The following is a 26,250-nucleotide window of genomic DNA, read 5'->3' on the forward strand; positions in this document are numbered from 1 at the left end:
GCTGCGGCCGTCCGGCCGTGGGAGCCGTCAGGCCAGCAGTCCGAGGCGTGTCGCGGCGGTGATCGCCGCGACACGCGTCCCGACGTCGAGCTTCCGGTAGACGTTGTAGACGTGCCGCTTCACCGTGCCGACGGCGAGCCCGAGTTCGGTGGCGATCTCGGCGTTGGACCGCGCATCGGCGACGAGGCGGAGCACCTCCATCTCGCGGTCGCTGAGCGGAGAGCCGGCGCGGGCGTCGGTGACCAGGTCGACCGGGAACGTCACGGGACCCGCACCCCGGCGGGTCGCTCGGACGATCCGGTCGACGAGCTCCCGGCTCGGGGCGTCCTTCGTCACGAAGTCCACGGCTCCGGCGTCGAGCAGCGCGCGGCGGAGGACGGCGTCACGGTGCATCGTCAGGACGACGACGCTGATGTGCGGGTGCCGGCGGCGAACGGCGGCGATGGTGGTCCGCGCCGGGGGCCCGTCGAGCTCGACGTCGAGCAGGAGCACGTCGATCGCGGCCGCCTCGGGGGAGTCGAGCACGTCGGACGGGCGCTCCCCGTGCGCGACGACCCGGATCGTCGGGACCGCTGCCAGGATCGTGGCGAGCCCCTCGCGGAAGAGTCGGTGGTCGTCGACGATCGCGACGTGGGTGACGGCGGTCACATGGCTCCCCTCGGGACGGTCAGCCGGACGACGGTGCCCGAGCCCGGGGCGCTCTCGACGTCCAGTCGGGCGCCGAGCACGCCGGCCCGCTCACGCATGGTGCGCTGCCCGAGGCGGCCCTCGGCGACGGCGTCGGGAGCGAACCCGGGGCCGTCGTCCCGCACCGTCACGACCACCGTCCCCGGCGACCACGCGAACTCGACGGACGCTGTGGAACCGGGCGCGTGCTTCCGCCGGTTGGTCAGCGCTTCGAGGAGGATCGTCAGCGCCTCCTCGGCCTTCCAGTTCGGCAGGGTGCCGGCGACGCCCGTCGTCGTGATCACCAGACGGTCGTCCCCCGGGAACAGGTCGTCCACGTGCCGCCGAAGGGCGTCGTCCAGCCGGTCCTGGCCGACCCTGGCGTGCAGGGAGAGCGCGAGGTCCTGCACGTCGGTCAGTGCCCCTCGGAGCAGCCGCGCCGCGGACTCGAGCTGCGCGGTCCGCTCTGCCTCCGCGGGGTCGGTGAGCAGCACCAGGTCGAGGCGCTGCAGTCCCGCGAGCACCCCGTGTGCGACACGGTCGTGCAGGTCGCGGGCGATCTGCTCCCGCGAGTCGAGGTTCGTCGAGGTCACCCGTTGCCGGAGTGCCTCCGTGTAGGCGATCGCCCCCGCGGGGAACCGACTCCAAACGCCGGCGTGCAGTGCCCGGGCGGCGCGGAGGACCTCGTCCGTGGTGCGCGCTCCGACCTCGTCGACGAAGACCGGCAGGTAGGCGTCGAACAGCATCTCGGCCGCCAGCATGGCACCGGCGGGATGCTGTGCGCGCTCGGCGTGCAGGACGCCGGTCGCGAGGTGCTCGGGGTCGAGGTACCGGTCGCTGACGACGCTCGCGGTCCCGTCGCCGGTCGCGTAACGCTCGTGGGCCTCGCCGATCATGGACGTCACGTTGTCCAGGAGGCTCTGCGCGAGGACCGGGTCGTCGGCGAGCTCGGGGAAGTGCGCGCCGATCTCCGCGAGGACGGTGGCGAGCGGGGCGGGGATCGTCATGACGGTTGCGAGCGTAGCGGCCCCGGTCTCGTCGACGTGCTCGACGGCCGGGCGTTGTGTCGCCGGACACAGGCGGAGAGGAGCCACCCGGGAAAACAGCAGGGCCCCGATCCGAGTGGATCGGGGCCCTGCTGTTCTACTGTCTCAACACAGTGTCGGGGTGACAGGATTTGAACCTGCGACCTCCTCGTCCCGAACGAGGCGCGCTACCAAGCTGCGCCACACCCCGCGGTGTGGTTGCTCCGAATCGGAGCGACCAGGAAAGTCTACCGGACGTTCGAGGGTGCTCACGACCATTCGCGGTACACCCGGGCGCGTCGCAGCGGCTCGCGTCAGGAGGTCTTCGCCGTGAGGGTCACGACCACGGCCTCGGGGCGGCAGGAGAACCGCACCGGAGCGTAGATCGACGTACCGATGCCCGCCGAGACCTCGAGCCACGACCAGTGCCCACGGTGCTGCCACCGGTGCAGACCGCTGACGTACTGCCGGGGCAGGTCGGAGTTCGTGACGAGCGCGCCGACCCCGGGCACCTGTACCTGACCACCGTGCGTGTGCCCGGCGAAGACGATGTCCGCACCCTGGTCGACGAAGGCGTCGAGGACACGCCGGTACGGGGCGTGGGTGATGCCGATCGCGACGGGGGATGGGCCGTCCTCGTCCTCGGTCCACGGCACGGCGCTGCGCATCTCGTCGACGTTGGTCGGCAGCAGGTCGAGACGGTCCCAGTCGCGGTGGGCGTCCGAGGTGCCGAACAGTTCGAAGCGCGATCCGCGGAGCTCGATCGCGTGGGACTGGTCGTTGACGTCGAGCCACCCGAGCGACTCGAAGAACGCGGTCTGCCGGTCGATGTCGAGCTCGACCGGACGGCGGCCGGTGGGGTGGCTGCTCGGGCCGGTGAAGTACTTGAACGGGTTCCGCGGGGAGGGGCCGTAGAAGTCGTTCGAGCCGTGCGCGAAGGCGCCCGGGACGCCGCGGAACGGCTCGAGTGCGTACTCGACCGCAGTGTTGGCCGTGGGGTGCCCGAGGTTGTCGCCCGTGTTCACGACGAAGTCGGGCTCGACCAGGCTCAGGTCGCGGAGCCACTGCTGCTTGTCGGCCTGCCAGGGCGCCATGTGGATGTCGGAGAGGTGCAGGACGGTGACGTCCCGGGACCCCGGCGGCAGCACCGGGACGGTCTCCCAGCGGATGCCGAAGCGGCGACGTTCGACGAGGGAACCCCACGCCGCCGTCGCCGCTCCGACGGTCGCGCCCGCTGCGATCACTCCCAGCGCGGCGCGACCACGGTTCACCGGCATTCCTTCGGGGCCTTGCCGTTCTTGTTGCCGAACAGTTGCAGCGTGATGGTCGCGTCCTTGCCGACCGCGGTGCCCTCACCGGGGTCGACCGCGGCGACGCTGCACTTGTTGTCGCCGTCGCCCTTCGCGTAGCCGTCCGAGAGCGCGATCTTCGTGAAGCCGGCATCCTGCAGGGCACCGCGGGCATCGCTGACGCTCTTCCCGGTGACCTGGGGGACCGTCGTCTGACTGCCGTCGGTCGTGTACACGGTCACGCTGGACCCCGTCGACAGGAGCGACCCCGGGCCCGGGGAGGTCGACGAGACCGTCCCCGGGGTGCCGCCGCCGGGCTGGGCTCCGCCGTCGACGTACGTGAAGCCGGCACCGGCCAGCGTCGCACGGGCCTCGTCCGCGGTCTTCCCACGGACGTCCGGAACGTTGACGCTGTTGCCGCGCAGCGCAGTCTGCGACGGCGTCGGGAACGGGTCGGCCGGGTGCAGCTGGTTGATCGGGATCATCGCCTGCTGCCACACGTGCGCACGCTGCGACGCGTAGGAGCCGTACCCCGCGGTGTTGTAGTAGTGGCGCAGGTTGTTCTTCGCCCCGTCGGTGTTCCCCTGCCAGTAGGCGGTCGCGACCTTCGAGCTCGCACCCACGAGCCAGATCTGGTCGGCGTCGTCCGTCGTGCCGGTCTTGGCGAACAGCTGCGTGCCGTCCGGGGTCTGGGCGCCCTGCGCGGTGCCGTACTGGATCGTGCCGCGCATGGCGAACGCAGCGGTGGCTGCGACGCTCGGGTCGAGCACCTGCTTGCACTGCTTCGGCTGGCCGCCGAGCTTCTTGCCCGCGGCGTTCGTGACCTCGTCGATCGCGATCGGCGAGCAGTACGTCCCGCCGTTGGCGATGGTCGCGTACGCCGACGCCATGGTCAGCGGCGCGATGTTGTTGGTCCCGAGGATGGACGACGGGTAGGCGTTCAGCTCCGTCTTCTCGTCGGCGGAGTGCACGCCGAGGTCGACTGCGGTCTGCCGGATGTCGCACAGGTCGAGCTTCGCGGCCATCGACGCGAACGCTGCGTTCACGGAGAGGGCTGTGGCACGGGCGACCGTGAACTGGCCGTTCTCACCCGCGGAGTCGTTCTTCGGAGCCCACGGCGAGGTGATCGTGGAGCCGCACTGGGTCCACTGGGACGTGTTGTGCGGGGTACCGTTCACGCTCTCGTTCAGGCCGTGCCCGGCCTTGAGCCAGTCGAGCAGCGTGAAGACCTTGTAGGTCGAGCCGACCTGGAAGCCGATCGAGCCGCCGTACTCCTTGTCGACGCTGTAGTTGATGGACGTCGCCGTCGGCGGGGACTGCAGGGACTGGTCGTAGTCCTTGTTCTGGGCCATCGTCAGGATGCGCCCCGTCGACGCCTCGACCGAGTTGAGCGCGCCGCCGAGCTGCAGCCGCGACTCGGTGTTCGGGTCGTAGGTGTTCAGCAGGTCCTTCTGCTGCCCGTTCAGGTTGATGTCCAGCGTCGTCTGGATCTTGTAGCCGCCGTTGCGCCACGCCTGGTCGCGCTCCTTCTGGGTCCCGCCCAGCTGTGACATCTGCTTGACGACCTTGACCGCGTAGTCGCAGAAGAACTGCGCGCCGTTGCCGGCCGCCGACTGGCAGCCCTGGTTCGGCTCGGTCAGGTGCACGTAGTCCTTGGGCTCCGACGCGATCGCCTTGTCGAACTCGTCCTTGGTCAGGTGCTTCTGCGCGTACATCGACTTGAGGATGACGTCGCGGCGAGCCTTGTTCGCCCCGTAGTTCTTCTCGTTCGCCAGGTTGCGCGTGTTCGGCGACTGCACGATCGCGAGGATCGAAGCGGCCTCGGCCGGCGTGAGGTCGGTCGCCGACTTGTTGAAGTAGTGCTGTGCGGCGGCCTGCACGCCGTACGTCTGGTCGCCGAAGTAGGCGATGTTGAGGTACCCGGTCAGGATCTCCTTGTGCGAGTACTTCTTCGCCAGACCGATGGCGAGCTTCATCTCCTCGAGCTTGCGGGGGATGGTCTGCTCGACGGCGTCGTTGTAGGCCTTCTGGCGCTCTTCCTCGGACGGGAGCTCGAGGGCCTGCTGCATCTTGATGTTGCGGACGAGCTGCATCGTCAGGGTCGAGCCACCGCCGGACTCGCCGAGGCCGCCGGCGATGCTGCCGACGCCGGCGCGGACGAGCGAGGTCATGTCGACGCCGCCGTGGTCCCAGAAGCGCTTGTCCTCGCCGTCGATCGCGGCGTTCTTCAGCTGGTCGCTGATCTGGTCGTACTTGAGCTCCTCGCGGTTCTGGTCGTAGACCGTCGCGAGCTTGACCGGTTGCCCGTTCGCGTAGGCGTAGATCTCGTTGCGCTGCGGGAGGTCACCGATCTCGATGTACTCCGGCAGGGACTCGAACACGCCGATGGTCGAGGTCGTCGTGACGCCGGCGACGGCGATCGCCGGGGTGACCCCGATCGTGACCAGCAGACCAGCGAGCGCACTGAAACCGACGAAACCGACGAAGGCGCCGATCGCGGAGACGGGCTTGGTCCGCGAGGCAGACTTCTGGGCAGACATAGGATGCAGCCTAAACGACGCCCACGACTGAAAGGCTGGCAAGGAACCGCATGACTCAGTGGGAGTACTTCACCGCTCCGTTGTTCATCCACAACACGGCCGCGATCCTCAACAACTTCGGTTCCGAGGGGTGGGAGCTGGTCCAGGTCGTCAGCGGCCCCGAGGGCGGGCTCGTCGCCTACCTGAAGCGCCCGAAGGCCGACGCGTGAGCACCGCCGACCGCCTGGCGGAACTCGGCCTGACGATCCCGGAGGTGGCTGCGCCCGTCGCCGCCTACGTACCGGCCGTCCTCACCGGGCAGTACGTGTACACGGCCGGGCAGCTGCCCTTCGTCGACGGGGCGCTGTCGGTCACGGGCAAGGTCGGTGCCGCGGTCGGCGCGGACACCGCCACCGCCCAGGCGCGCGTGGCCGCGCTCAACGCCCTCGCCGCGGTGCAGTCGGTCGCGGGCTCACTGGACCGGGTCGCCCGGGTCGTCAAGGTGACGGTGTTCGTCGCGTCCGACCCGTCCTTCACCGGGCAGCCCGCGGTCGCCAACGGCGCGTCGACGCTCGTCGGCGAGGTGTTCGGGGACGCCGGCGTCCACGCGCGCAGCGCGGTGGGCGTGGCCGTGCTCCCGCTGGACGCACCGGTCGAGGTCGAGCTGGTGGTGGAGCTCACCGACTGACGGACCGTCAGCGACGCAGCTGACGCGAGCCGCGCCTCCAGACCGGTCGGGAGGCGCGGCTCGCGTCGTTCCGGCTACATGAGCTCTGCGATGGTCGCCATGATCGTCGGGTCGGCGAGCGTCGTCGTGTCGCCGATGCGACGGCCCTCGGCCGCGTCGCGCAGCAGGCGACGCATGATCTTGCCCGAGCGGGTCTTCGGCAACTCCGGGACCACGACGACCTGCCGGGGCTTCGCGATCGCACCGATGCGCTTGCCGACCCAGTCGCGGAGTTCCTTCGCGACCGCGTCGCGGTCGGCACCCTCGGCCGCCTCGGCGGTCAGGATGACGAACGCGACGACGGCCTGGCCGGTCGTCTCGTCCGCGGCACCGACGACGGCGGCCTCGGCGACGCCCTCGTGCCCGACCAGGGCCGACTCGATCTCGGCGGTGGAGAGCCGGTGGCCGGAGACGTTCATGACGTCGTCGACGCGACCCTGCACCCAGATGTCGCCCTGCCCGTCCAGCCGCGCGCCGTCGCCGGCGAAGTAGCGGCCGGGGAAGCGGCTCCAGTAGGTCTCGACGAAGCGGTCGGGATCGTTCCAGATGCCACGGGCCATCGACGGCCACGGCTCGGTGATCGTCAGGTAGCCGCTCTCGCCGGGGTCGGTGCGGTGGCCCTCATCGTCGACGATCTCGGCGACGATGCCCGGCAGCGGGGTCTGTGCGGCTCCGGGCTTCAGCTTCGTCACACCGGGCAGCGCCGAGATCATGATCGCGCCGGTCTCGGTCTGCCACCACGTGTCGACGATCGGCGTCCGGTCGTGGCCGATGACCTGCCGGTACCACTGCCACGCCTCGGGGTTGATCGGCTCCCCGACGCTGCCGAGCAGGCGGAGGGACTCGAGGCTCCGTGCCTCGGGGATCTGCCGGCCGGCCTTCATCGCGGCGCGGACGGCGGTCGGCGCGGTGTAGAGGACGGTGACGCCGTAGCTGTCGACGATGTCCCACCAGCGGCCGGGCTGCGGCTCGTCCGGGGTGCCCTCGTAGAGCACCTGCGTGACGCCGTTCGCGAGCGGGCCGTAGACGACGTAGGAGTGACCGGTGATCCAGCCGATGTCGGCGGTGCACCAGTAGACGTCCTTCTCCGGGTGCATGTCGAAGACGTTCCGGTGCGTGTAGGCGGCCTGTGTCAGGTAGCCGCCGGAGGTGTGCACGATCCCCTTCGGCTTCCCGGTGGTGCCCGAGGTGTAGAGGACGAACAGGGGCGTCTCGGCGGGGAACGCCTCCGCCTCGTGCTCGGGAGCTGCCTTCGCGAGCTCGTCGTGCCACCACAGGTCGCGGTCGTTCCAGGCGATGTCGTTGCCGCCGCGCCTGACCACGAGCACGTGCTCGACGGAGTCGGTGCCCTCGCCGGCCAGTGCCTCGTCCACCGCGGGCTTCAGCGGGGAGACCGCGCCGCGCCGCCAGCCGCCGTCGGCGGTGACGACGAGCTTCGCGCCGGCGTCCTCGATGCGGGCGCGCAGGCTCTCGGCGCTGAAGCCGCCGAAGACGACCGAGTGGACGGCGCCGATCCGGGCGACGGCGAGCATCGTGACGACGGCCTCCGGGACCAGCGGCATGTAGACGACCACGCGGTCGCCCTGCGCGACCCCGAGGTCGGTGAGCATGTTCGCGGCGCGTTGCACCTCGGCGGTGAGTTCCGCGTAGGTGATCCGACGCGTGTCGCCGGGTGCACCCTCGAAGTGGATCGCGACCCGGTCGCCGTTGCCCGCGCGGACGTGCCGGTCGAGACAGTTCTCGGCCACGTTGAGGGTGCCGTCGTCGAACCACTTCGCGAACGGCGCGCCCGACCAGTCGAGTGTCCGGGTGAACGGTGTGCGCCAGTCGAGCAGGGTCCGGGCCTGGTCCGCCCAGAACGCCTCGCGGTCGGCGGCGGCCGCCTCGTGCAGGTCCTCCCGCGCGACGGCGTCCGCGACGAAGTCCGCCGGGGGAGCAAAGGTCGGGCCGTCCTCGTGGCGTTCGTCGGCCTGGGTCGGTGTGGACATCGGTGTCCTCTCGCATCGTTGCGGCTGGGGTGCAGTCGGAGACTACCCCCGGTGCGGGACCGTGCTGCGGGGCCCCGCGGACATTCCGGCCGAGGGGTTGCCGAGCACGGGTCGTCATGGGGTACAGTGGTTCCTGCCGGACTCGTTTCCGGTGGCACCGGGCCGGATTCCCCCCAATCCACCGATGTCAAGGCGGCACCGGTTCCCCCCAACAGGTGCCGCCTCTTCTTTTTCCCCGACGCCTGTCGCGCAGCGTGCTCGCGTGGCACGGCTCGATCGGCGTCCTGGTGCCGAAGAGTGGACAGACTTGTCCACGTCCTCGTTGCAGGGCCGCTCGCGACGGCGTCCGCTCGGAGGGTGCCCGGGCGACCGGCCGCCGGGCCCGGTGCCGTCGGTTCCGCACGGTCGCCTGCGGACACCGAACGGGGTACGGCTTTGCGTAACGGGGTACAACACGGCACCTCGAGGGTGTCGAGCGGGAGCCGTCCACACGACATACCGATTCCTGCCGTGGCCGCCGCCGACCGACCTAGCGTCGACCGCATGCACCGCCACCGAGCCGACGCCCCCGGGGCCGATCACGACGCCACCGGTCCCGGCGTCCCTGCTGAGCCGGGCGGCGTGCCGTTCCTGCCGGGCGCCGCGCGTGCTCGGCGGCGCAGGACCCTCGATCCGTCGGTGTTCGAGGAGCTCGCGGCCCTGGTCGCGGACGCGGAGACGACCGACGTGCTCGTCGTCGGCGGGCAGGGCACCTGGATCGACCGGGGTCGCGGCCTCGAACGCGTCCGCCCCGAGCTTCCGGAGCGGCGTGCGCGCGCGCTCGCCGCCGAGCTCGTCGCCCTCGGCGGCCGCCACGTCGACGAGACCACGCCGTGCGCCGACGTGCGGCACGGCGACGGGGTGCGCGTGCACGTCGTCCTCGCGCCGGTGTCCGTCGGCGGCACCACGCTGTCCGTCCGGCTGCCGCGGCCGGAGCGCCCGACGCTCGCCGGCCTGGAACGCCTCGGTGCCTTCCGTGTCGTCCCCCGGGCCGTGCTCGAGGACGCGGTCGCCCGGAGGCGCAACGTCCTGGTCACGGGCGCCACCGGCAGCGGGAAGACGACCGTGCTCGCGGCGATGCTCGGCGCGGTGCCGCACGACGAGCGGATCGTCACGGTCGAGGACACCGCGGAGCTCCGGGTCGAGCACCCGCACGTCGTCACGCTCGAGGCGAGACAGGCGACCGCCGAGGGCACCGGTGCGCTCGGGCTCGACCGGCTCGTGCGCGAGGCACTCCGGATGCGCCCGGACCGGTTGGTGGTGGGGGAGTGCCGGGGTGCCGAGGTCCGTGAGCTCCTCGGGGCCCTGAACACCGGGCACGACGGCGGGGCCGGCACCCTGCACGCGAACGGTCTCACCGACGTCGGAGCGCGGCTCGAGGCCCTCGGGGTACTGGCCGGTCTCGGCCCGCAGGCGCTCGCGCGACAGGTCGTCAGCGCGGTCGACCTCGTCGTGCACGTCGAGCGGCGGTCGTCGTGGCGGGGGATCACGGCGGTCGGGACGTGCGGGATCGACCGCGACGGGCGGCTCGAGGTCCGCCCGGTCGGACGCGCCGGCCCGTGAGTCGCCGCCGCGGTCGGGTCGGTCCGGACGCAGCTGGAGCCGCGCGCGTGCTGGACCGGGTCGCGGTGCTCGTCGGTGCGGGGGTGCCACCACCGCGGGCCTGGGCCCTCGTGGGTGGCGTGCCCGAGGCCGTCGCTCCCGCCTGGCAGGACGTCCGCCTCGTCCTGCAGGTGGCGGAGCGGACCGGGGCGCCCTCTGCCGGTGCCCTGCGCGCCCTGGCCGCGGCGATGCGCCGGACGGCCGCGTCCGACCGTGCCGTCCGGGTCGCCCTGTCGGGACCGCGCACGAGTGCTCGGGTCGTGCTGGCGCTGCCGCTCCTCGGGCTCGGACTCGGTTCGGTGTGGGGCGCGGACGCGTTCGTCGTGCTCCTCACCCGGCCGGTCGGGTGGATCTGCTGCGCAGCGGCGGCCGGACTCGTGCTCGTCGGGCAGCGCTGGACCCGACGGCTGGTCGACGCCGTGACGCCGGACGGGCACGTGCCGGGCGTCCTGCTCGACGCGTGGGCGGTGGCGCTGACCGGTGGTGGGTCGTGGCAGTCGGCGGAAGCAGCCGTGCGCGGAGCCCTCGGAGCAACCGCCGGTGACGGGGTCGAGGCGGCGCGGCTGCACGAGGTGCTGGTCCTGAGTCGTCGCGCCGGGGTGCCCGCCGCGGAGCTGCTGCGCGCCGCTGCCGAGGACGCCCGGGACGACGCCGCTGCGGCGGGCCTCGCTGCGGCGGAGCGACTGGCCGTCCGGCTCGTGCTGCCGCTCGGCGTGTGCGTCCTGCCGGCGTTCGTCCTGGTGGGCGTCGTGCCGGTCGTGGTCGGGGTCCTCTCCTCCACCGTCGGTGGTCTCCGCTGAACCGTCCACAGACCGACCCGCCGAGCGTCGGACGGTGCCCCCCGGTGGGCGAACGTGGGACCACCACAGAGAGAGGGGAACACCATGACCGACTCGACACCTCCGCAGCCGACACGGGTGCCGGCGCCGGCGCCGTCACCGGGACACGCGGCGGGCGTGGCCCGGGGGTGGGCCGCGAGCGTGCACGTCCCCGCTCGTCCCGGTGCCGGACGTCGTCGGTGCCGCCCCGGGGACGACCACGGGTCGGCCACCGCCGAGTACGCCGTCGTCATCCTTGCAGCGGTGGCGTTCGCCGGTGTGCTCGTCGCCGTGATGCGCTCGGGCGAGGTCCAGCAGATCCTGACCGACCTCGTCCGCGGGGCACTGGTCCCGTGACCGGGCTCCGTCCGCCCGTGTCCGACCGCGGCAGTGTGACCGTGGAGTTCGCCGTCGGGCTCCCGGTCGTCGCCCTCGTCCTGGTCTCCCTGGTCGCCGGCGTGGTCCTGGTCGACCGTGCCGGGCGGCTCGGGTCGGTCGCAGGCACGGCGGCACGGGCGCTCGGGCGCGACGACGAGCGGACGGCCGCCGCGGCACTCGCCGCCGTGCCCGGTGCCACCGCACGGGTCCGCCACGAGGACGGTCTGGTGTGCGTGGACGTGCAGGGGCCCCCGGCCGGTCCCTTCGCGGTCCTGCCGCTCCGCGCGACCGGCTGCGCGGCAGGAGGGGGCGGATGACGCGGCCGTCGGGACCTGACCGGCGCGTGCGGCCGACCGGGACCGTCGCGGTCCGCAGGGCGCAGGACCGCGGTTCGGTGACCGTCGCCCTCGTCGCCGTGCTGGCGCTCGCCCTGCTCGTCGGCTCCGCGGCGCTCGCCGGTGCTCGGACGCGCGTGCTGCTCGAACGGACGCGCACCGCCGCCGACGCCGCAGCGCTCGCCGCCGCTGCGGTGCTCGTGCACCGTCTCCCCGGCGTCCCCTGCGCCGTCGCCGGACGCGTGGCACGCGCCAACGGTGCCGCACTGGACGCCTGCGCCACCGCGGGCGCCGCCGCCCGGGTCCGGACGGTGGCGGGCTCCGGACCGTTCGCCGTGAGCGCAGTGGCCGTCGCCGGGCCGCCACGCGGGCTGCCCGACCAGTGTGTGTATGGTGTGCACGTCGGCCCCCGGTCACCGTTGTCCCGGTCGACCCGGACACCGTTGCGGTCCTGGGCCGGCGCGCACCATCGATCAAGGAGTCACGTGCCAGGCACGAAGAAGCTCGTGATCGTCGAGAGCCCTGCGAAGGCGAAGACGATCGCGCAATACCTCGGCGACGGATACGAGGTCCAGGCGTCCGTCGGACACATCCGCGACCTCGTCGAGCCCAAGAACCTGCCGGCTGAGCTCAAGAAGGGCTCCCTCGGGAAGTTCTCGGTCGACGTCGACAACGGCTTCGAGCCCTACTACGTCGTCTCCGACGCGAAGAAGAAGACCGTCACCGAGTTGAAGCGCGCCCTGAAGGACGCCGACGAGCTCTTCCTCGCAACAGATGAGGACCGTGAGGGCGAGGCGATCGCGTGGCACCTCCTGCAGGTGCTCAAGCCGAAGGTGCCGGTCAAGCGCATGGTGTTCCACGAGATCACCAAGGAGGCCATCCAGCGTGCGAAGGAGGCCACCCGTGAGCTCGACACCGCCCTGGTCGACGCGCAGGAGACCCGCCGCATCCTCGACCGTCTCTACGGGTACGAGGTCTCGCCGGTGCTGTGGCGCAAGGTCGGCCCCGGGCTGTCCGCCGGTCGTGTGCAGTCGGCGGCGACGCGACTCGTCGTCGACCGGGAGCGCGAGCGCCTGGCGTTCGTGTCGGCGAACTACTGGGACCTGACGGCTCGGTTCGAGAAGGTCGGCGACACCGCCTTCACGGCGCGCCTCGCCCGACTGCAGGGCACCCGTGTCGCCTCGGGTCGCGACTTCGACGACCGCGGCTCGCTCAAGGGCGAGGCCGTCCGCCTGGACGAGGCCTCGGCCGCGGCGCTCACCACCGTGCTCGAGCGGGCCGGCGACGCCGTCGTCCGCAGCGTCGAGTCGAAGCCGTACACCCGTCGGCCCGCCGCACCGTTCACGACGTCGACCCTGCAGCAGGAGGCGGCCCGCAAGCTCCGCTTCTCCGCTCGGCAGACGATGAGCGTCGCGCAGTCGCTGTACGAGAACGGCCACATCACCTACATGCGTACGGACTCCTCGTCGCTGTCGCAGCAGGCGATCACCGCCGCGCGCAAGCAGGCCTCGGCGCTGTACGGGCCGGAGACGATCCCCGACAAGCCACGCAGCTACGCCGGCAAGAGCAAGAACGCGCAGGAGGCCCACGAGGCCATCCGCCCCGCCGGCGACACGTTCCGCACCCCGTCCGAGATGAACGGCGTGCTGCGGGGCAACGACTGGAAGCTCTACGACCTCATCTGGAAGCGGACGGTCGCCTCGCAGATGGCCGACGCCAAGGGGTCGACCGCGTCGGTCGTCCTCGGCATCACGTCGACCGACAGCGTCGCAGGGGTCGCCTCGACGGCGAACGGGACGGACGCCGAGTTCACCGCGTCGGGCACCGTGATCACCTTCCGCGGCTTCCTCAACGCCTACGAGGAAGGCCGCGACGAGGAGCGCCACGGCGGGGGCGAGAACGGCGATGCCAAGCTCCCGCAGATGGCCGAGGGCGACCACCTCGGCGTCACCGAGGTCGAGGCCAAGGGCCACGACACGTCGGCTCCGCCGCGCTACACCGAGGCGAGCCTCGTGAAGACGCTCGAGGAACTCGGCATCGGTCGTCCGTCGACCTACGCCGCCATCATCTCGACGATCATGGACCGCGGGTACGTCACGCAGCGCGGCAGTGCCCTCGTCCCGAACTGGATCGCGTTCAGCGTGGTCCGGCTCCTCGAGGACCACTTCGGCGACCTCGTGCAGTACGACTTCACCGCCGGCATGGAAGAGGACCTCGACCGCATCGCGAGCGGCGACGCCGACCGCACCGACTGGCTCAAGGGCTTCTACTTCGGCGGCGACGACCACCGCGGGCTCCGGACCGTCATCGACAACCTGGGCGAGATCGACGCGCGCGACATCAACTCCGTCGAGCTTGCGCCGGGTCTGACCCTGCGGATCGGGCGGTACGGCCCCTACATCGAGGTGCCGAGCGACGACCCCGAGAAGCCCCGTCGCGTCAACGTGCCCGAGGACCTGGCGCCCGACGAGCTGACGACCGACAAGGCCCGCGAGCTCGTCGAGGCACCCGTCGTGGGCGACCGCGTGGTGGGCATCAACCCCGAGACGGGCAAGGAGGTCCTGGCGAAGGACGGTCGCTTCGGGCCGTACGTCACCGAGCGCACCCCCGAGCCCGAACCGCCCGTCGACCCGTCGACGGGCGAGGTCACCGAGCCGGCCGCCGATGCAGCACCCGCAGCCGCGGACCAGGCGACCACCACCGCGAAGGGCGCGAAGGCCCCCGCGAAGAAGACGACGAAGAAGGCCGCGGCGCCGAAGGAACGCACCGCGTCGCTCTTCAAGTCGATGGACCCGCAGACCGTGGACCTCGAGACCGCGCTCAAGCTCCTCGACCTGCCCCGCGTCGTCGGCAAGGACCCGGAGTCCGGCGACGACATCACGGCGCAGAACGGTCGTTACGGCCCGTACATCAAGAAGGGCACGGACACCCGCACGCTGCCGAGCGAGGACGCGATCTTCGAGATCGACCTGCCCGGTGCGGTGGAGCTCTTCGCGCAGCCCAAGTACGGCGGCCGACGCGCTGCCACGGCCGCGCTCAAGGAGTTCGAGGCGGACCCCGTGTCCGGGAAGCCCATCAAGGTGAAGGACGGCCGCTTCGGTCCGTACGTCACCGACGGTGAGACGAACGCGACGATCCCGCGCGGCGAGGACGTCGAGACCGTCGACCACGCCCGTGCCGTGCAGCTGCTCGCGGACAAGCGTGCCAAGGGGCCGGTGAAGAAGAAGGCGCCGGCGCGGAAGACCGCGGCCAAGAAGAAGTGACCGGGCGCTTCATCACCCTCGAGGGTGGCGACGGCGCGGGCAAGACCACCCAGGCCGAGCTCCTCAGCAGCTGGCTCGAGGAGCACGGCCGGACGGTCGTCCGCACGCGTGAACCCGGCGGCACGGAGCTCGGGCAGCGCATCCGCGAGATGGTGCTGCACGAACGCGGGCACGTCTCGGCGCGCGCCGAGGCCCTCCTCTACGCCGCGGACCGGGCGCACCACGTCGAGACGGTCGTCCGCCCCGCGCTCGCCCGGGGGGAGGTCGTCCTGCAGGATCGGTACATCGACTCGTCGGTGGCCTACCAGGGCGTCGCACGGGGCCTGGGTGCCGAGCGCATCCGCTCGGTGTCCGAGTGGGCGGCCGACGGCCTGCTCCCGGACCTGACGGTGCTGCTCGACCTCGACGTCACGGTCGGGCGGAGCCGGGTCGCGGCAGCTCGGGGCAACGTCTTCGACCGGCTGGAGTCCGAGGCGGCGTCGTTCCACGAGACCGTCCGACGAGCCTTCCTGGACGCTGCCGCTGCGGAGCCCGAACGCTTCCTCGTCGTGGACGCCGGGCAGCCTGCCGACACGGTCCACCGCGCGGTCCGAGCCGCGGTCGGTGCCGTCGTCGGGATCGCGGACGAGGACGGTCCGGCGTGACGGTGGCTGCTGACAGGATGTCCTCGTGAGCGTGTGGGACGGCCTGACCGGACAGGACGACGCCGTCGCGGCCCTGCGCAGTGCGGCCGAGGCTCCCGACGGGACCGGCGGCATGACCCACTCGTGGTTGATCACCGGGCCGCCCGGGTCCGGACGGTCGAACGTCGCCACCGCCTTCGCTGCCGCCCTGGTCGGTGCCGGAGCGGACGATGACCACGCCTTGCGGCAGATCACCGCGCGCACGCACCCCGACGTGTCGGTGCTCACCACTCAACGCGTCATCATCACGATCGACGAGATCCGGCAGCTGGTGACGTCGTCGTACTACTCGCCCTCGGTCGGTCGGTACCGCGTGGTGATCATCGAGGACGCCGACCGCATGACGGAGCGCACCTCCAACCTGCTGCTCAAGGCGCTCGAGGAGCCGCCGGAGCGGACGGTGTGGATCCTGTGCGCGCCGAGCGAGGCGGACCTGCTGCCGACGATCCGGTCCCGCGTGCGCTCGGTGCGGCTCCGAGTGCCCGACGTCGCGTCCGTCGCGGAGCTCATCGTCGCCAGGACCGGGGTCGACCGGGCCCTCGCGACCGATGCCGCGCGGCAGGCGCAGAGCCACATCGGGATGGCGCAGCGACTGGCGACGACCGAGGACGCCCGTGCACGCCGACGCCGGACACTCGAGACCGTGCTCGGGGTGCGCTCGGTCGGCGACGCCGTGATGGCCGCCGCCGAGCTCCTGGCGGTCGCCGACGAGGACGCCAAGGCGATCACGCAGCAGCGGGACGGCGAGGAGCGGGACGCAACCCTGCGATCGCTCGGCGTGGAGCCGGGCGGCACCGTGCCACCGGCACTGCGGTCGCAGCTGCGAGCGCTGGAGGAGGACCAGAAGCGTCGGGCGACCCGCAGCCTGCGCGACGGACTCGACCGGATCCTCGTCGACGTCTCGTCGCTGTACCGCGACCTGCTCCTGCTCGGCCTCGGTGCACCGGCAGAGCCGGTGAACCTGTCGATGCGCGACCAGCTGGACCGGGCGCTCGAGGTGGTGCCGCCGTCCGCGGCGCTCGAGGTGCTCGACGCGGTGTCGCTCGCCCGGTCGCGGATCGCGGCGAACGTCGCGGCACTGCTCGCGCTCGAGGCGCTGCTCGTGACCGTGGCCCGCGCGACCCGCTGACCCGGGTCGGCCGCCGACCCGCCCGTTCCGCTGACCCGCGTGGCCCGCGTGGCCCGCGCGACCCGCTGCCCCGCGCTGGCCCGCGCGACCCGGACCGCCGTGACACCGGACCCCTGGCGACGGGGGTCGCGGGGCGGGCGTGCGCCGAGCCTCCCGGCCGGTCAGCCTCCACCCACCCGACCCTGCGCGACCCCGCAGCCGATCGCCCCGACCACCGTGAGAAGATCGCGACATGCCCGAAGCCGCACCCGGACTGCGTGAGCGCAAGCGCCGCGCCACCCGCCTCGCGATCCAGCAGGCCGCCCTGCGGATCGCACTCGACTCCGGCTGGCCCGCCGTCACCGTCGACGAGATCGCCCGACGAGCGGACGTGTCCCCACGGACGTTCTTCAACTACTTCCCGAGCAAGGAACAGGCGCTCCTGGGCGACGACCCGACGCTGCCGACGGGACCGGCGCTCGACACCTTCCGCGCCGGGGGGCCGAGCGGCGAGCTCCTGTCCGACCTCGGCACCCTGCTCGTGCACGCGACGGGCGAGCTGGTGGAGGAACGCGGGCTGCTCGCGGAACGGCAGCAGGTGCTCCGCGCCGCTCCGGAGCTGTTCACGCGGCGGATGGCCTCGATGAAGGAGTTCCAGGCCGAGATCGAGGAGGCCGTTGCGGGGCGGCTCGCGGGCACGGAACCGGACCTCGCGTCGGACCCGGACGCCCTGCGGCGCCGCGCCCGGCTCGCGTCGGTGGTGGCGCTGGCAGCGCTTCGACACGCCTGGTGGGAGTGGTCCGACGGGGCCACCGAGACGCAGCTGACCGAGGAGCTCCAGCGGTCGTTCGACGAGCTCGGCGCGCTCGTTTCGCGTTCGCTCGTCTGAACCTGTATAGTCATTGCTCGTGCCGCTCCGGGAACGGAGCGTCCGCCGCCTTAGCTCAGTCGGCAGAGCGATTCACTCGTAATGAATAGGTCGTCGGTTCGATTCCGACAGGCGGCTCGACACCGGAACCCCCGGTCGGACAGTGTCCGACCGGGGGTTCCGTCGTTGCCGAGTGGTCCGGCTAGGGCAGGTAGTAGGTCGGGTTCGGCAGCTTGATGCTCCGGTCCGACGACCCGCCGAGCAGGTCGCTGTACTGGTCGCCGAGGTTCGCGACCACGTCGTACCCGCCTCCGGCAGGGGACTCGATGTGCGCCCGGGTCTGCGCCTTGTACTCGACCGTCGTGCACTTCGCGGCGGCGCAGGTGACGTACGACGGCTGCTGGGAGCTGCCGGTGCCGGTCCACTTCGTGTAGTAGGTCCGGTTCCCGTCGGTGGTCGCGGCGAACTGCGGGTAGCCGACGGCGTGCAGGTTCGCGATGGTGGCGTCCTGCTGCGCCTCGTTCCGACCGGTCACGCCGATCACGGTGCAGCCCGCCTGCTGCGCTGCGGCGACGAGCGTCGGCATGCCCGGCGACGCGGGGAAGCGCTGGTCCTGCACCCACTCGTCCTGCAGTGCGGGATCGAACACGAAGTGCATCGCGGCGACCTCCATGTCGTAGGTCCACAGCGTCGTGTCGTCGGCGTCCAGGACGATCGCCGGGTTGCGGTGCTGCTGTCGGGCGACGGCGCACTGCCGGGCGATCGCGGGGGCCTGCCGTGCCACGAGCCGGGCCGTCTCGCGGACGTAGGGGGAGTCGGTGCGGTTCGCGAGTCCGGTGCCGGGGTCGCCGTAGTAGGTGGCGATGGTCTCCTTGACGGAGTCGATGTTCGGGATGCCCTCGCCGCCCCGCGTTGCGCCGGAGGAGCCGTCGGCGGCCATCGTGAAGTGGGTCCTCGGGGCGAGGCGCGGTTCGCGCACGCCGGGCAGGTCCGCCGAGGGCAGGTAGTACGTGGGGTTCGGCAGCTTCAGCGTCCGGTCGGCGTACCCGCCCTGCAGGTCGCTCCACTGGTCACCGACGTTGAGTGCGATGTCGTAGCCGAGGTCCTGCTCGATGTGCTTCCGGGTGAGTGCCTTGTACTCGACGGTGGTGCACTTCGCGGCTGCGCAGGTGATCCAGGACGGCTGCTGGGACGCGCCGGTCCCCGTCCACTTCGTGAAGAAGTGGTCCTCGGAGAAGGCCGTGTAGCCGACCTTCGCCAGGTTCTGCACGGTCGCCGTCTTCTGGTCGTCGGTGCGGCCGGTCAGGCCGAACACGGTGAAGCCCATCGCCTGCGCGCGGTTCACGAAGCCGACCATGGACGGGGTCGCGGGGAACCGTTGGTCCTGCACCCACTCGTCCTGGCGCGCGGGGTCGAAGACGAAGTGCATGTCCGCGACCTCCATGTCGTAGGTCCACAGCGTGGTGTCGTCGGCGTCGAGGACGATCGCCGGGCGCTGCCCGTGCCGGACGGCGCGGTCGTGGATGCGGCGGAGCTGGCGTGTCTCGCGGTCGACGATCGACCGCACCTCGCGGACGTAGGGGGAGTCGGTTCGGTTCGCGAGTCCGGTGCCGGGGTCGCCGTAGTAGGTGGCGATGGTCTTCTTGACGGAGTCGATGTTCGGGATGCCCTCGCCGCCCTCGGTGGCGCCGGAGGAGCCGTCCGCGGCCATCGTGAAGTGCGTCCTCGGGGTGAGCGAGGAGTCGGGGCCGTGAGCGGGCGGCGTCCAGCCGTGCGCGTCGGCCGGCGCCGCGGTGAGGACGGTGGACACGACGAGGAGTGCCGCGCTCGTGGCGACGGCGGTGCGGAGGGATCGGCGCATGGAGACCTGGTGACCTTCGAGTCGGGGACCGCCCCCGATCGGGGGACAGCAGCACGCTAGTTGTCGGTCAGCCGAGTGGTCCATGTGGGTCCGTACAGGTGACCGCCGCGTCGTCGCCCGGCGACCGGCTGGTAGACAGGTGGCATGACGGTTCGCTGGGGAGTCATCGGTACGGGCGGCATCGCCCACTCGTTCGTGGCGGACTGCACCGCCGCGGGGATCGACTTCGTCGCGGTGGGGAGCCGCACGCGCGAGTCCGCCGAAGCCTTCGCCGCCGAGCACGGCATCGCCCGCGCGCACGGCTCCTACGCGGACCTGGTCGCCGACCCGGACGTCGACGCCGTCTACGTCGCCACACCGCACTCGCGTCACGCCGAGGACGCCCTGCTCGCGATCGACGCCGGCAAGCACGTCCTGGTCGAGAAGGCGTTCACCATCACCGCGGCCGAGGCGCGTCGGGTGGTCGACGCCGCCCGCCGCGCCGACGTCGCCGTGACCGAGGCGATGTGGACCCGCTTCCTGCCGCAGATGCGGATGATCCGCGAGATCGTGGCAGAGGGGCGCATCGGACGCCCGCGCCTGGTCGAGGCCACCCACCACCAGGCCCTGCCCAGCGATCCCCGCCACCGGCTGAACGACCCGGCGCTCGGCGGCGGCGCGATCCTCGACCTCGGCGTGTACCCGATCTCGTTCGCGGTGGACGTGCTCGGTGTGCCGACCGCGGTCACGGCCGCGGGCACGCTGAGCGACCAGGGCGTCGACACCCAGATGGGCCTGGTGCTCACCCACGAGGGCGGTGCCCAGTCGATGATCCACTTCAGCCTGGACCTGCGGAGCCCGAACACCGCGTCGATCATCGGCGAGGACGGGCGCATCGACCTCGACGACACCTGGTACACGCCCACCACGTGGCGGCTCCGTGACCGCGACGGCACGGTCCTCGAGGAGTTCGACTCGCGCGAGGAGCTCGCCGGCTACGCCCACGAGGCGCGTGCGTTCGAGGCGATGGTCACCTCCGGGACGCACGAGGGCGGCCCGATGGACCCCGAGGAGACGATCGCGATCACGGCCGTCATGGACGAGGCCCGCCGGCAGGTGGGCGTCCGCTACGCGGCCGACGACGACGGATCGGACGCGCCGTCGGCCGACTGACGTCCGCCGGCGGGTGCGCCGGTGACCGATCCGGTCTGGAGGCTCCTCCCGCGGTTCCGTAGGATCGGTCGCGATGTCCGACCAGCAGCCCACGTCGAAGTCCGTCCCGGCACGCCTCCGCGGCGCCGTCGGGTCCCTGCGCCGCTCCGCGGCTCGCCGACCGGTCCCGTGGATCGCCGGTGGTCTCGTCGGTGTCCTCCTGCTGGGCTCGGGCGCCTCGGTCGCCGTGGCTGCCGCGACGATGCCGTCCCGCCCGTCCGCGGCGCCCCGGTCGGCCGCCGCGACGACCGCGCCGTCGGACACGCCCCGGAGCTCCGCGACGCCGAGTGCGACGCCCACGGACGAGTCCCGCTCGGTACCGGACGACGCCGCCGACCCGTCGGCCCTGCGGACCTGCACGATCGACGCCGCGGCCTCGGCAGCCGGCCTCGGGTCCTTCGAGGGCTTCGTCATGGACGCGGAGTCCGGGGAGACGCTGTTCTCGCGGAACGGGGAGGAGGCGGCACAGACCGGGAGCGTGATGAAGACGCTGACGAGCGCCACGGCCCTCGCGGTCCTCGGCGGCGACCACCGCATCCCGACCACGGTGACGAAGGAGGCCGACGGCACCGTCGCGCTCGTCGGTCACGGCGATGCGACGCTCTCGGCCGGCAACGGCACGGTGTACCCGGGCGCGCCGACCCTCGCGCAGCTCGCACAGCAGGTGAAGGCGGCCCTCGGTGACGCCCCGGTGACGACGATCGTCGCCGACGACAGCTACTGGGACGACGCCGACGCGTGGGACCCGACCTGGCCGGAGAGCGAGCGCACCATCGGGTACCAGCCCCAGGTCACCGCGCTCATGGTCGACGGCGACCGGGCGAACCCGGCCGCTGCGACCTCGCCCCGCTCCACCGACCCGGTCGGTCGCGCCGGAGCAGCCTTCCGCACGGCACTGGCGAACGCGGGCGTCGCAGGAGCCGGGAACGCGCAGGTGGTGCAGCGCGCGACCACGAGCACTGACCAGATCGCCTCGGTCTCCTCGCAGCCGGTGTCGACGTTGATCGGGCAGATGATCCCGAACTCCGACAACACCCTGGCCGAGATGCTGGCGCGCGTCTCGTCGAAGGAGTCCGGTGCAGGCGGGTCGGCGGCGTCGCTGACCGGCGTCTACCAGAAGGCACTCGCCGGCTACGGCGTCGATCCCGCGGGCATCACGATCAAGGACGGCTCGGGGGAGAGCGCGGCGAACGCGGTGTCGCCGTCCTTCGTCGCCCACCTCATGGTCGCGGTCGCCGCGGGCGAGAAGGGCCTCGGCGTGCTGTCCGGGGCGCTCCCCGTCGCCGGCGTGTCCGGCACCCTGTCGAGCCGGTTCACGGGGGAGAACGCGGTCGCGCGCGGCAAGGTGCACGCGAAGACCGGGTGGATCGACAGCGCGAACACGCTCGGCGGGTACATCGACGCGGCGGACGGCCGACGCCTCACCTTCGCGTTCTACGCGATCGGGTCCCCGCGTGCCGCGGCACTGCCGGCGCTCGACGCGGTCACCGCGGCGACGTACCGGTGCGGTGGGAGCCTGACCTCGTCCTGACGTCCACGCAGCCGCAGGGTGCCGGGTGCAGGATGGATGCATGGCCAGGGCACTGCTCGTCGTCGACGTCCAGAACGACTTCACGGAGGGCGGTGCGCTCGGTGTGACCGGGGGCGCGGCCGTCGCGGAGCGCATCAGCGCGTTCCTCCGTCGGCACGCGGACGAGTACGACCTCATCGTCGGCTCCCGTGACTGGCACCACGGCGACGACGACAACGGCGGACACTTCGCCGGACCCGAGGGGCCGGACTTCGTGGACACGTGGCCGGTGCACTGCGTCGGCGGCACGCCCGGTGCGGCGTACCACCCGGACCTCGACACGAGCGTCATCGACGTCGACGTGTTCAAGGGGCGGGGCCGGCCGGACTACTCGGCGTTCCAGGCGAGCACGGACGACGGCACGGCGCTGCCGGACCTCCTCGCCGACCGTCGGGTGACGACGGTGGACATCGTCGGCATCGCCACCGACCACTGCGTGCGCGCCACGGCGCTCGACGCGCGGGCCGCCGGGTACGACGTCGCCGTCTACGACGACCTCGTGGCCGGCGTGGACCCGGACCGCAGCGCACGGGCCCTGGGCGAGATCAGCGCGGTCGGCGGGCACGTCGACCACAGCGACATGGACGAGGGGCTCGCGAACCCCGGAGGAGCAGTACTGTGACCACCACCCCCGCGGCCACCGGCCCGACCTCGACCGGCCCGACCACCACCGTCGCCGACGACCACGTCTCCGTCGCCGACGTCCCCACCGGGCTGTTCATCGGTGGCGAATGGCGTCCCGCGAGCGGTGGCGCGACCTTCCCCGTCCGCGATCCCAGCACGGGCGAGGTCCTCGCCGAGGTCGCCGACGCGACGCCCGAGGACGGCATCGCCGCCCTCGACGCCGCCGTGGCCGCGCAGGAGGCCTGGGCCTCGGCCGCGCCGCGGCGACGGTCGGACATCCTCCGCCGGGCGTTCGACCTGGCCCACGAGCACGAGGACGACCTCGCCGCCCTGATGACGCTCGAGATGGGCAAGCCCCTCGCCGAGTCCCGGGGCGAGGTCGCCTACGGCAGCGAGTTCCTCCGGTGGTTCTCGGAGGAGGCCGTCCGCATCTCGGGTGACTACCGCACCAACCCGGAGGGCACCGGACGCGGCATCGTGCTCCGGCGCCCCGTCGGTCCCGTCTACGCGATCACGCCGTGGAACTTCCCCCTCGCGATGGCGACGCGCAAGATCGGCCCGGCGCTCGCGGCCGGCTGCACGGTCGTGCTGAAGCCGGCGGACCTCACGCCGCTCACGACGCTCTTCCTGGTCGAGTTGTTCCGCCGCGCCGGGCTGCCCGACGGCGTGCTCAACGTGGTGCCCTCGCACGATGCGAAGGCGCTGTCGGAGCCCATCATCGCCGACCGCCGGCTCCGCAAGCTCACCTTCACCGGTTCGACGCCGGTCGGGTCGGCACTCCTCAAGCAGGCCGCCGACAACGTCCTCAAGACGAGCATGGAGCTCGGCGGCAACGCTCCGCTCCTCGTCTTCGACGACGCCGACCTCGACGAGGCGGTCACGGCGGCGATGCAGGCGAAGTTCCGCAACGTCGGTGAGGCCTGCACGGCGGCGAACCGCTTCTTCGTGCAGGAGGGCATCGCCGAGGCCTTCACCGCGGCGCTCACCGCGAAGGTCGACGGACTGCGGATCGGCCGGGGCACCGAGGACGGGACCACCATCGGTCCGCTCATCGACGACCGCGCCGTGGACAAGGCCGCCGGGCTCGTCGACGACGCCGTGCAGCGGGGTGCCCGACTCGTGACCGGCGGGGAGCGGGTCGACCGTCCGGGCACGTTCTACGCACCGACGGTGCTCGACGAGGTCCCGCCGGGGTCGGACATCCTCACCACCGAGATCTTCGGGCCGGTCGTGTCGATCACGCGCTTCGCCACCGAGGAGGAGGGCATCCGCCTCGCGAACGACACCGAGTACGGGCTCGTCGCGTACGCGTTCACGACCGACCTCCGGCGCGGTCAGCGGCTCGCCGAACGTCTGGAGACGGGCATGCTCGGGCTGAACACGGGCGTCGTGTCGAACGCGGCGTTCCCGTTCGGCGGGGTCAAGTCCTCGGGGCTCGGCCGCGAGGGTTCGCACGAGGGCCTCGAGGAGTACCTGGAGTCGGTCTACGTCCTCACGCCGGACCCCTTCGCCGCCTGACCTCCCCGCACCACGCAACGTGGGCGGTCCCGCGCAGCGAGATCCCGCTGCGGGGAACCGCCCACGTTGCGTTCCGCGGGATCGACGTCAGACGAGCAGCTGGTGCTTCGCGAGGTCGCGGTAGAGCGGGGTGGATTGCACGAGCTCCGAGTGCGTGCCCGTGCCGACGACACGACCGTGCTCGAGCACGACGATGACGTCGGAGTCGACGACGGTCGACAGCCGGTGGGCGATGACGAGCAGCGTCCGGTCGGCCGCGACGGCGTCGATCGCGAGCCGCATCTTCTGCTCGTTCACCCCGTCGAGGGACGACGTCGACTCGTCGAGCAGCAGGATCGGGGGAGCGGCGAGCAGCGCCCGGGCGATCGCGAGCCGTTGCCGCTCACCGCCGGACAGCATGACGCCGTCCTCGCCGACCTGGGCGTCGAGCCCGCGGGGGTCGCGGTGCAGCACGTCGCCGAGGTTGACGGCCTCGAGCACCCGGACGCACTCGGCCTCGGACGCGTCGGGGGAGCCGAGCAGCAGGTTCGCCCGGATGGTGCCGGCGAGCACGGGGGCGTCCTGCTCGACGTACCCGATCTGCGCGCGGAGCTCGGCGCGGTCGAGCCCGCGGACGTCGACGCCGCCGAGCCGGATCACACCCGAGGTCGGGTCGTAGAAGCGCTCGATGAGCGCGAGCGTCGTGGACTTGCCGGCCCCGGAGGGGCCGACCAGCGCAACCCGCGCGCCGCGGGGCACGCGGAACGACACGTCGTCCAGCACCACGTCCTCGGCGGAGGGCGCGGCGTCGACCGCGCCCGAGCCTCCCGACCGGTCCATCGCGCCCCTCGCGCCCGACGCGCCCCTCGCGCCCGACGCGCCGCCCGCGCCCGACGCTCCGTCCGCGCCCGTCGCATCCGCAGCCCGCGCGTACCGGAACGTCACGTGCTCGAACGCGATCGCGTCGTCGGTCTCCGTCGCCGCGGCGACCCGGACGGCACCGTCGTCCTGGTCCTCCGTCGGCAGGTGCAGGATCTCCTCGATGCGGCCGAGGGCGCCGAGTGCCTGCGCGACCGCGACGGCTGCGCCGAGGGCCTGCCCGAGCGGCATGACCATCATGAAGAGCAGCAGGATGAAGGTGATCAGCGTGGCGATGGTGATCTGCCCCGCGGCGACCTGTGCACCCCCGACCCCGAGCACGGCGATGAACGCGACCTGCATCACGATGCTCGCGACCGGCACCACGAACGCCGACATCTTCGCGATGTCCAGGCCGCGGCGGTAGGCCTCGGTGGCGTGGCCGTCGACCTCGGCGACCTCGCGGCCGGTGGCCCCGGCGGCACGGATCGTGCGGACGGCACCGATGCCGCGCTCGACCGCCGCGGTCAGGTCGCCGACCTTCTCCTGGGCGCGCTTCGAGGCGATGCGGATGCGTCGGCTGAGCCCGCCGACGACGACGATCGCGACGAGGACGATGACGACGGTGATGCCGAGGAGCAGGGGGTCGATGACCGCCATCGCGATGATCGCGCCGACGAACGTCAGGGCGCCACCGATCGACTCGATGAGTCCCTGCGTGAGCACGGCGCGCAGGAGCGTCGTGTCGCTGCCGACGCGGGACACGAGGTCGCCGGTGCGGCGGGTGTCGAACTCCGAGATCGGCAGGTTGAGGATCCGCGCGATGAGCTTGCGGCGGGTGGAGAGCACCACGCCCTCGCCGGCGCGCTGGAGCAGGAAGTGCTGCACGCCGTTCAGCACGCCCGAGACGAGCACGAGGGCGACGAGCGCCCAGACCAGGATCGAGAGCGTCTCGCCGTGCTGCACGGCGGTGACGACCTGGTTGACGAGCAACGGCTGCGCGAGCGAGGCGCCGGCTCCGAGGACGCTCAGCACGATGATCAGGGCCATCGCGGGCTTGTTCTCGAACAGGTAGGTCAGCAGGCGGCCGAAGCTCGCGCGGGGACCGTCGGACGGCTTGCGGCGTGCGGAGAAGAGGCTCATCGTTCCTGGTTCCTGCCGCCCGTGCGGGGTGTGCTGGCGGCCGTCGTCCATCTTCGCACCGTCCCGTGGGAGCGTGGTGCGCGGGAGGCGGTGTGCGGTGCGTGCGGAGCGGTGTGCGCGCACGGTCCGACGTGGCGCGCGTCGATCGACAGGTGCGATGTCTGAGCATGCGCCCGCACGGGATGCGCGCGCGACGCC

21 protein-coding genes and 2 tRNA genes are annotated in these 26,250 nt (G+C 72.2%); 15 read left to right on the top strand and 8 right to left on the bottom strand.

Annotated features, from left to right (window positions below; all coding sequences use genetic code 11):
- Window positions 1–27: 27 nt before the first annotated feature.
- The 5 genes from J2X59_RS01695 to J2X59_RS01715 form a co-directional block, all read right to left on the bottom strand.
- Complete coding sequence (locus tag J2X59_RS01695; RefSeq protein ID WP_326495469.1) at window positions 28–648, bottom strand: response regulator transcription factor; 621 nt, start codon at window positions 646–648, stop codon at window positions 28–30.
- A complete protein-coding gene (locus J2X59_RS01700) occupies window positions 645–1,673 on the bottom strand; it encodes a sensor histidine kinase (RefSeq protein ID WP_326495470.1) in 1,029 nt (342 codons plus the stop codon). The genes J2X59_RS01695 and J2X59_RS01700 overlap by 4 nt, the downstream gene beginning before the upstream one ends.
- A gap of 155 nt (window positions 1,674–1,828) precedes the next feature.
- A tRNA-Pro gene (locus tag J2X59_RS01705) sits at window positions 1,829–1,902 on the bottom strand.
- Between the two features lie 103 nt (window positions 1,903–2,005).
- Window positions 2,006–2,968 (bottom strand): metallophosphoesterase, encoded by a 963-nt coding sequence (locus J2X59_RS01710; protein ID WP_442781405.1) that lies wholly within the window; start codon window positions 2,966–2,968, stop codon window positions 2,006–2,008.
- Window positions 2,959–5,520, bottom strand: a complete 2,562-nt coding sequence (locus tag J2X59_RS01715) for a transglycosylase domain-containing protein (RefSeq protein WP_326495472.1) — start codon at window positions 5,518–5,520, stop codon at window positions 2,959–2,961. Before J2X59_RS01715 ends, J2X59_RS01710 begins: the two co-directional genes overlap by 10 nt.
- A gap of 50 nt (window positions 5,521–5,570) precedes the next feature.
- Here J2X59_RS01715 and J2X59_RS01720 point away from each other — a divergent pair, with 50 nt between their 5' ends.
- Window positions 5,571–5,729 (top strand): hypothetical protein, encoded by a 159-nt coding sequence (locus J2X59_RS01720; protein ID WP_182046010.1) that lies wholly within the window; start codon window positions 5,571–5,573, stop codon window positions 5,727–5,729.
- Complete coding sequence (locus J2X59_RS01725) at window positions 5,726–6,187, top strand: RidA family protein (RefSeq protein ID WP_326495473.1); 462 nt, start codon at window positions 5,726–5,728, stop codon at window positions 6,185–6,187. Before J2X59_RS01720 ends, J2X59_RS01725 begins: the two co-directional genes overlap by 4 nt.
- A gap of 74 nt (window positions 6,188–6,261) precedes the next feature.
- On the opposite strand, the gene acs is transcribed toward J2X59_RS01725, so the two are convergent.
- On the bottom strand, window positions 6,262–8,214 hold the full coding sequence (gene acs, locus J2X59_RS01730; protein WP_326495474.1) for an acetate--CoA ligase: 1,953 nt from the start codon (window positions 8,212–8,214) through the stop codon (window positions 6,262–6,264).
- A 543-nt stretch (window positions 8,215–8,757) separates the two neighbouring features.
- Here acs and J2X59_RS01735 point away from each other — a divergent pair.
- The 9 genes from J2X59_RS01735 (at window position 8,758) to J2X59_RS01775 (ending at window position 17,446) form a co-directional block, all read left to right on the top strand.
- Window positions 8,758–9,816, top strand: coding sequence for a CpaF family protein (locus J2X59_RS01735; RefSeq protein ID WP_326495475.1), 1,059 nt, complete (start codon window positions 8,758–8,760; stop codon window positions 9,814–9,816).
- 47 nt (window positions 9,817–9,863) lie between these two features.
- Complete coding sequence (locus J2X59_RS01740) at window positions 9,864–10,655, top strand: hypothetical protein (protein WP_326495476.1); 792 nt, start codon at window positions 9,864–9,866, stop codon at window positions 10,653–10,655.
- A gap of 180 nt (window positions 10,656–10,835) precedes the next feature.
- Window positions 10,836–11,030, top strand: a complete 195-nt coding sequence (locus tag J2X59_RS01745) for a DUF4244 domain-containing protein (RefSeq protein ID WP_251154663.1) — start codon at window positions 10,836–10,838, stop codon at window positions 11,028–11,030.
- Window positions 11,027–11,368, top strand: a complete 342-nt coding sequence (locus J2X59_RS01750) for a hypothetical protein (protein WP_326495478.1) — start codon at window positions 11,027–11,029, stop codon at window positions 11,366–11,368. The genes J2X59_RS01745 and J2X59_RS01750 overlap by 4 nt, the downstream gene beginning before the upstream one ends.
- A 503-nt stretch (window positions 11,369–11,871) precedes the next feature.
- Entirely contained in the window at window positions 11,872–14,649 is a 2,778-nt protein-coding gene (gene topA, locus J2X59_RS01755; RefSeq protein WP_326495577.1) for a type I DNA topoisomerase, read from the top strand.
- Window positions 14,646–15,293 carry a dTMP kinase gene (gene tmk, locus J2X59_RS01760; RefSeq protein ID WP_326495479.1) on the top strand — a complete coding sequence of 216 codons (648 nt, stop codon included), beginning with the start codon at window positions 14,646–14,648 and terminating at the stop codon, window positions 15,291–15,293. Before topA ends, tmk begins: the two co-directional genes overlap by 4 nt.
- A gap of 25 nt (window positions 15,294–15,318) precedes the next feature.
- A complete protein-coding gene (locus tag J2X59_RS01765; RefSeq protein WP_326495480.1) occupies window positions 15,319–16,461 on the top strand; it encodes a DNA polymerase III subunit delta' in 1,143 nt (380 codons plus the stop codon).
- Window positions 16,462–16,693: 232 nt separating this feature from the next.
- Window positions 16,694–17,329 carry a TetR/AcrR family transcriptional regulator gene (locus J2X59_RS01770; RefSeq protein ID WP_326495481.1) on the top strand — a complete coding sequence of 212 codons (636 nt, stop codon included), beginning with the start codon at window positions 16,694–16,696 and terminating at the stop codon, window positions 17,327–17,329.
- A gap of 44 nt (window positions 17,330–17,373) precedes the next feature.
- Window positions 17,374–17,446, top strand: a tRNA-Thr gene (locus J2X59_RS01775).
- A gap of 64 nt (window positions 17,447–17,510) precedes the next feature.
- Here J2X59_RS01775 and J2X59_RS01780 read toward each other — a convergent pair.
- A complete protein-coding gene (locus J2X59_RS01780) occupies window positions 17,511–19,169 on the bottom strand; it encodes an HAD family acid phosphatase (protein ID WP_326495482.1) in 1,659 nt (552 codons plus the stop codon).
- A gap of 144 nt (window positions 19,170–19,313) precedes the next feature.
- On the opposite strand from J2X59_RS01780, the gene J2X59_RS01785 reads away from it, so the two are divergent.
- The 4 genes from J2X59_RS01785 (at window position 19,314) to J2X59_RS01800 (ending at window position 24,072) form a co-directional block, all read left to right on the top strand.
- Window positions 19,314–20,321: a Gfo/Idh/MocA family protein gene (locus J2X59_RS01785; RefSeq protein ID WP_326495483.1), complete on the top strand. Its 1,008-nt coding sequence runs from the start codon at window positions 19,314–19,316 to the stop codon at window positions 20,319–20,321.
- Window positions 20,322–20,394: 73 nt separating this feature from the next.
- Complete coding sequence (dacB, locus tag J2X59_RS01790; protein ID WP_326495484.1) at window positions 20,395–21,891, top strand: D-alanyl-D-alanine carboxypeptidase/D-alanyl-D-alanine endopeptidase; 1,497 nt, start codon at window positions 20,395–20,397, stop codon at window positions 21,889–21,891.
- A gap of 40 nt (window positions 21,892–21,931) precedes the next feature.
- Window positions 21,932–22,552, top strand: a complete 621-nt coding sequence (locus J2X59_RS01795) for an isochorismatase family protein (protein ID WP_326495485.1) — start codon at window positions 21,932–21,934, stop codon at window positions 22,550–22,552.
- 92 nt (window positions 22,553–22,644) lie between these two features.
- Window positions 22,645–24,072, top strand: a complete 1,428-nt coding sequence (locus J2X59_RS01800) for an NAD-dependent succinate-semialdehyde dehydrogenase (protein WP_326495578.1) — start codon at window positions 22,645–22,647, stop codon at window positions 24,070–24,072.
- An 87-nt stretch (window positions 24,073–24,159) separates the two neighbouring features.
- Here the strand turns inward: J2X59_RS01800 and J2X59_RS01805 are convergent, their stop codons facing one another.
- Entirely contained in the window at window positions 24,160–26,052 is a 1,893-nt protein-coding gene (locus J2X59_RS01805) for an ABC transporter ATP-binding protein (protein ID WP_326495486.1), read from the bottom strand.
- Between the last annotated feature and the right edge of the window lie 198 nt (window positions 26,053–26,250).

It is taken from the genome of Curtobacterium sp. 260 (assembly GCF_030803485.1).
Taxonomy (GTDB): Bacteria; Actinomycetota; Actinomycetes; order Actinomycetales; family Microbacteriaceae; genus Curtobacterium.